Genomic DNA, 3945 nt, shown 5'->3' on the forward strand with positions numbered 1-3945 from the left:
CGGGGTGGGGTCTTCGGTGATGTCCAGCGTCTCGCCGTTGGCGATCTTGAACTGCTGCAACACCAGGTCGATGCCCGCGGTCTCCTCGGTGACCGGATGCTCGACCTGAAGGCGGGTGTTGACCTCCAGGAACGAGATCAGCCCGTCCTGGCCCACTAGGTATTCGACGGTGCCGGCGCCGTAGTAGTGCGCTTCCTTGCAGATCCGCTTGGCGGACTCGTGGATTTCCTTGCGCTGCGCGTCGGTCAAAAACGGCGCGGGCGCCTCTTCGACCAGCTTCTGGAAGCGGCGCTGCAGCGAGCAGTCACGGGTGCCGGCCACCACGACGTTGCCGTGCTGGTCGGCGATCACCTGCGCCTCGACGTGGCGCGGCTTGTCCAGGTAGCGCTCGACGAAGCACTCGCCGCGGCCGAACGCCGCGACCGCCTCACGGGTCGCCGACTCGAACAGCTCGGGGATCTCCTCGATGCTGCGGGCCACCTTCATGCCGCGTCCGCCGCCGCCGAAGGCGGCCTTGATCGCGATCGGCACGCCGTACTCCTTGGCGAACGCGACCACTTCGTCGGCGTCCTTCACCGGCTCGGGGGTACCGGGCACCAGCGGAGCCTGCGCGCGGGCCGCGATGTGCCGCGCGGTGACCTTGTCGCCGAGGTCGCGGATGGACTGCGGGCTGGGCCCGATCCAGATCAGGCCGGCGTCGATCACCGCCTGGGCGAAGTCGGCGTTCTCGGAAAGGAAGCCGTAGCCGGGGTGAATCGCGTTGGCGCCGGACTTCTCGGCGGCCTCCAGCAGCTTGCCGAAGTCCAGGTAGGACTCCGCCGACGTCTGCCCACCCAGTGCGAAGGCCTCGTCGGCGAGCTTCACGTGCGGAGCGTCGGCGTCCGGCTCGGCGTACACCGCCACGCTGGGCAGCCCGGCGTCCTTGGCCGCGCGGATCACCCGCACCGCGATCTCACCGCGATTGGCGACGAGAACCTTGGCGATCGTCGAGCTGGCGTGACTAGGCACTGCGCCTCCTGTGTGGCTGAACACTTCTCACGTGTCTAAGAGAAATTCTTACAAGTCGTGTCGGGGGAAGTTTAAGCGGCGCGCCGCGGGCGACAAGACCCGGTGTCTACTTCAGCCGGAATCGCGCAGTCGGCGCTTGATCCGGGCCAGCATCGCCGACATTCCACGCAGCCGCAGCGGGCTGATCAAGGCCGCCAGACCGAGGTCGGTGTAGAAGTCCTCCGGTACCGCCAGGATGTCGGCGGTGGGCTGTTCGTCGAGACCTGCCGCCAGGATCGACGCGAAGCCGCGAGTCGTGGGCGCCTCGGGGGGCGCGCTGAAATACAGCCGCACCCGGTCCGGGTCATGCGCGTCGAGGTGCATAAACAGCGGCGATTGGCATTCGGGTACTTCCTCCATCGCCGCCTCTTCGAGGCCGGCGGGCAACTCTGGAAGGTCGTCGGCGAACTCCAGCAGCAGCTTCAGCTTGTCCTGGCCTTGGAGTTCGGCGAAGTCGGAGACGATCTCGGCCAGCGGCGCGGGCATGCTCATCAGGCCGGCACCGCCCCGGGGCTTTCACCCGCGACGATCGGCACTCGCACGGCGTTACCCCATTCGGTCCACGAGCCGTCGTAGTTGCGCACGCCGGGGATGCCGAGCAGGTGTGTCAGCACGAACCAGGTGTGGCTGGACCGCTCGCCGATGCGGCAGTAGACGATGGTTTTGTCGTCCGGTTCGATGAAGCCGTAGAGCTTCTCCAACTCGTCTCGGCTGCGGAACCGCCCGCTGTCGTCGGCGGCCTTCCCCCACGGGATGGAGCGCGCCGACGGGATGTGGCCGGCGCGCAACGCGCCTTCCTCGGGATAGTCCGGCATGTGGGTGCGCTTGCCGGTGTACTCGTCGGGCGAGCGCACGTCGATCAGCGGCTCGGAACCCAGCACGGCCAGCACGTCGTCTTTGAACGCGCGGATCGGCCCGTCGTTGCGCTCCACGACGGGATAGCCCGAGGATGCCCGGCTCGGAACATCCAGCGTGGTGTCGCGCCCGTCGTGCATCCACAAGTCGCGTCCGCCGTTGAGCAGCCGCACATCCGGGTGGCCGAAGAGCGTGAAGACCCACAGCGCGTACGCCGCCCACCAGTTGCTCTTGTCGCCGTAGATGACCACGGTGTCGTCGCGCGAAATCCCTTTGCGGTCCATCAATTCCGCGAACTGCCTACCGTCGATGTAGTCGCGCACCCGTGGGTCGTTGAGGTCGGTGTGCCAGTCGACTTTGACCGCCCCGGGGATGTGGCCGACGTCGTAGAGCAGCACGTCTTCATCGGATTCGACGATGGCAAGGCCCGGTCGGCCCAGGTTGCCGGCCAACCAGTCGGAGGTGACCAGCCGTTCGGGGTGCGCGTAGGCGCTCAGCGTCGGGCTGGGATCTGCTGGTAGAGGCACACTGCGAGCCTACCTGCCGATTAGCGTGTGCTGTGGTGGCGTTGACGCGAGCGACAGTTACCCTTCAGGCCGGGTTGGCCATCCACAGCTCGGCGACCGACACACCGACACGTTCCAGCAGCGTCCTGGTCTGCGGCAGGCTCAGGCCGATGACGTTGGACGGGTCGCCCTCGATGCCGTCGATGAACCAGCCGCCCAGGCCGTCCAGCGTGAATGCTCCAGCGACCGCCAACGGCTCGCCGCTGCCGAGATAGGCATCCAGGTCCGCTGCCGTCGGTGAACCGAAATGCACTGTGGTGACGAATGATTCGGCTGCCCGCTGGCTGACCTGGCCGTCGCGTAGCCGGACCACGCAATGTCCGGTGTGCAGCTGACCGGAACCACCGGCCATCGATTGCCACCTGCGTCGCGCCGCATCGGTCGATGCGGGCTTGCCAGCCAGTCGGCCGTCGATATAGAGCATCGAATCACAGCCAATCACAACACAATCCGCGGCAACCGCGGCGTCCACGACGCTCGCGACGTGATCGGCCTTGGCTTCGGCGAGGCTGCGAACCACGTCGCCCGGAGCGGCGTCGGGTCCCAGGCCGGCGATGATCGCGTCCTCGTCCACGCCCGACACCACAACCAACGGCTCGACACCGGCCTGGCGCAGCACCCGGAGCCGGCCCGCCGAAGCGGAGCCGAGCACGAACCTCATCGCCGCATGTGGGTCCGTTGCGCCAGGGTGAGCTTCTGCCAGCTGAAGATCGAGTAACGCAGTTTGTCGACGGGCAGGCCCCACCGGCTGACCTCCGGCTGACCGATTTCACCGGCGCCGCCGCCAGCGCTGCCCAGCACCGCGATCAGCGCGGCCACCTCGTCGTCGGTCGGGTTGCCCTTGAGCACCCGGATATGCGGCGCGGGTGGCTGTGCGCCGTCCGGTGTTTCGATGTCGTCGCTCACAGCGGAATGTTCCCGTGCTTCTTCGGCGGCAGGCTCTCCCGCTTGTTGCGCAGCGTCCGCAGCGCCTTCACCAGCTGCGCCCGGGTCTGCGAAGGCGCGATCACCGCGTCGACGTAGCCGCGCTCGGCGGCCACATACGGATTCAGCAGCGTGTCCTCGTAGTCCATGATCAGCTGCTGCCGCAGTTCCTCGGCCTGCTCCGGGGTCTCCGCCTCCGCGATCGTCCGGCGGTGCAGGATGTTCACCGCGCCCTGCGCGCCCATCACCGCGATCTGTGCGGTCGGCCAGGCCAGGTTGAGGTCCGCGCCCAGGTGCTTGGAGCCCATCACGTCGTACGCGCCCCCGAACGCCTTGCGGGTGATGATCGTGATCAGCGGCACCGTGGCCTCGGCGTACGCGTAGATCAGCTTGGCGCCGCGCCGGATGATGCCGTCCCACTCCTGGCTGGTACCCGGCAGGAAGCCGGGCACGTCCACGAAGGTGATCACCGGCACGTTGAAGCTGTCGCAGGTGCGGACGAACCGCGCCGCCTTCTCGGACGCGTTGATGTCCAGGCACCCCGCGAACTGCA

Annotated in this window: 6 protein-coding genes; all 6 read right to left on the reverse strand. The window is 67.7% G+C overall.

Annotated elements, in window-relative coordinates:
• On the reverse strand, positions 1 to 1008 hold a 1008-nt coding region (locus VGH54_RS07665; RefSeq protein WP_331511335.1), incomplete at its 3' end, for an acetyl-CoA carboxylase biotin carboxylase subunit.
• A gap of 111 nt (positions 1009 to 1119) precedes the next feature.
• Complete coding sequence (locus VGH54_RS07670) at positions 1120 to 1539, reverse strand: SufE family protein (RefSeq protein ID WP_331511336.1); 420 nt, start codon at positions 1537 to 1539, stop codon at positions 1120 to 1122.
• Complete coding sequence (locus VGH54_RS07675) at positions 1539 to 2429, reverse strand: sulfurtransferase (protein ID WP_331511337.1); 891 nt, start codon at positions 2427 to 2429, stop codon at positions 1539 to 1541. The genes VGH54_RS07670 and VGH54_RS07675 overlap by 1 nt, the downstream gene beginning before the upstream one ends.
• 64 nt (positions 2430 to 2493) lie before the next feature.
• Positions 2494 to 3129: a nucleoside triphosphate pyrophosphatase gene (locus VGH54_RS07680; protein ID WP_331511338.1), complete on the reverse strand. Its 636-nt coding sequence runs from the start codon at positions 3127 to 3129 to the stop codon at positions 2494 to 2496.
• Complete coding sequence (locus VGH54_RS07685; protein ID WP_331511339.1) at positions 3126 to 3374, reverse strand: acyl-CoA carboxylase subunit epsilon; 249 nt, start codon at positions 3372 to 3374, stop codon at positions 3126 to 3128. The genes VGH54_RS07680 and VGH54_RS07685 overlap by 4 nt, the downstream gene beginning before the upstream one ends.
• The coding region (locus VGH54_RS07690; RefSeq protein WP_331511340.1) for a carboxyl transferase domain-containing protein at positions 3371 to 3945 on the reverse strand (575 nt) is incomplete at its 5' end. The genes VGH54_RS07690 and VGH54_RS07685, both read right to left, overlap by 4 nt.

This window comes from Mycobacterium sp., from assembly GCF_036488105.1.
Classification (GTDB): domain Bacteria; phylum Actinomycetota; class Actinomycetes; order Mycobacteriales; family Mycobacteriaceae; genus Mycobacterium.